The sequence below is a fragment of the Paenibacillus sp. MDMC362 genome (genome assembly GCF_003269305.1).
GTDB lineage: Bacteria > Bacillota > Bacilli > Paenibacillales > Paenibacillaceae > Paenibacillus_AQ.
In genome coordinates this window covers 1-1574 of record NZ_QLYT01000115.1, presented here as the reverse complement: position 1 = coordinate 1574, position 1574 = coordinate 1, and the positions used below count along the sequence as shown (strand labels likewise).

Here is a 1574-nt window from a genome sequence, read left to right as displayed (position 1 = left end):
GCTGAAGGCGGCGCGCCAGGCGGGCGCCGCAAGGACAGCGCCGGCGGCCAGGGTGGCCGCGGCGATGCCCCGCCGAGCGGGCGTGGTGCGCGCGGTGGCGGTGAAGCAGCTGCTGGAGCTGGCGAGCAGCAGGCGTCGAACTTCGCCTTTGGCTCCGGCAAAGGCGGCTACAGCTCCGCTAGCGGCGGCGCGCTCGGCTTTGACCGCAACGCGCGCTCCGGTGGCGCCGGCGGCAAGGGTCGACGCAAGAAGACGGCGGGCAGCGGCATTTTCATCGGCGAAGGTCCTACGCCAGGCGGCAATGCTGGTGGCAACTCCGGCGGCGGCGGTGGCCGCAAACGGAAGAGCAAGGGCGGAAACGGCACGGCCGCTTTTGTCCGCAAGAAGAAAAAGTAACATTCTCCTCCTGATGTATCGCTGGAGGCGCTTGCCCCGCCTTGCTTTTGGAGGCTGACGTTTGATACAATGGACTTCTGGTGAGATTGCATATTGGCGGTCTGCCGGAAGTCCTTTTTCCATTATCATTGTCATGACAAGGGGTGAGACCATGGGTAAGAAAAGTGACGGGAAGGTTCTGGCCCAGAACAAAAAAGCTTCCCATGATTACTTCATCGAGGATACGTATGAAGCCGGGATGGTGCTGACCGGAACGGAGATCAAATCCATACGGAACGGCCGCGTCAATATCGGAGATGCATTCGCTACCATTCGGAATGGCGAGATTCATATCCATAACATGCATATCAGTCCGTTCGAGCAGGGAAACCGTAACAACCCAACGGATCCTACCCGGACACGGAAACTGCTGCTGCATAAGGAGCAGATCCGCAAGCTGCTGGGCCTGTCCAAGCAGGACGGCTACGCGATTGTACCGCTGAAGATCTACATCCGTAACGGCTATGCGAAGTTGTTGCTGGGCCTCGGTAAAGGTAAGCGTCAGTACGACAAGCGTGCCGATGCCGCGAAGAAGGATGCACAACGCGATATCCAGCGTGCATTGCGCGAGAAGCAGAAGATTGCAAGGTAATGGTAATGGGTAATTCTCATATAGGTGATGAAAGCTAAGTTTGATCTCCGTATGAAATTTGCTAGAAATGATGGAGCAACTAGCCAGGCTGGCAGCTTTTAGCTGTGTTACCTGCATTGTATATATCATTTTGATGTAAAATGTGATATACTAAGTGATGTAAGAGAGATCAATAAGATCTTTGACAATCAGCATACAGCCTGCGTATTCCTTTCTTGGAGGGAAAGAATGCGCAATATGGACTGCTATGACTGAATACATTCTTTGATTTAATCCGATAGCCCTTTTTGGCAGGGACGTCAGGTGCAAACCACCGGCATTTCTCCAACTTAAGGGGGCGTTTTTGGATTCGACGGGGATAGTTCGGGCATGAGTAGCGGGTAGTGGGGACGCGTCCACTTCATCAACGCTAAAGCCAATTAAACGGCAAACAACAAAACAACTACGCTTTCGCAGCTTAATAACCTGTGAGCGTGCTCTCGCTCTGTATCGCCCATGTACCGGGATGAGGGCTCAACTTTAGTGGGATACGCTGTCTAGTCTCCGC

1 protein-coding gene, 1 other RNA gene and 1 pseudogene are annotated in these 1574 nt (G+C 54.3%); all 3 read left to right on the top strand.

The window, feature by feature from the left end; translation table 11 throughout:
* Positions 1–396 (top strand): annotated as a pseudogene (locus DP091_RS31080) (ribonuclease R); the annotation flags it as partial.
* Positions 397–547: 151 nt separating this feature from the next.
* Positions 548–1027: an SsrA-binding protein SmpB gene (smpB, locus tag DP091_RS31075; protein ID WP_113061854.1), complete on the top strand. Its 480-nt coding sequence runs from the start codon at positions 548–550 to the stop codon at positions 1025–1027.
* Between the two features lie 333 nt (positions 1028–1360).
* Positions 1361–1574: a transfer-messenger RNA gene (gene ssrA / locus DP091_RS31070) on the top strand; the annotation flags it as partial.

Excerpts from the sequence above, each read along its gene's own strand:
- smpB (WP_113061854.1), top strand. The coding sequence starts at position 548 with ATGGGTAAGAAAAGTGACGGGAAGGTTCTGGCCCAGAACAAAAAAGCT.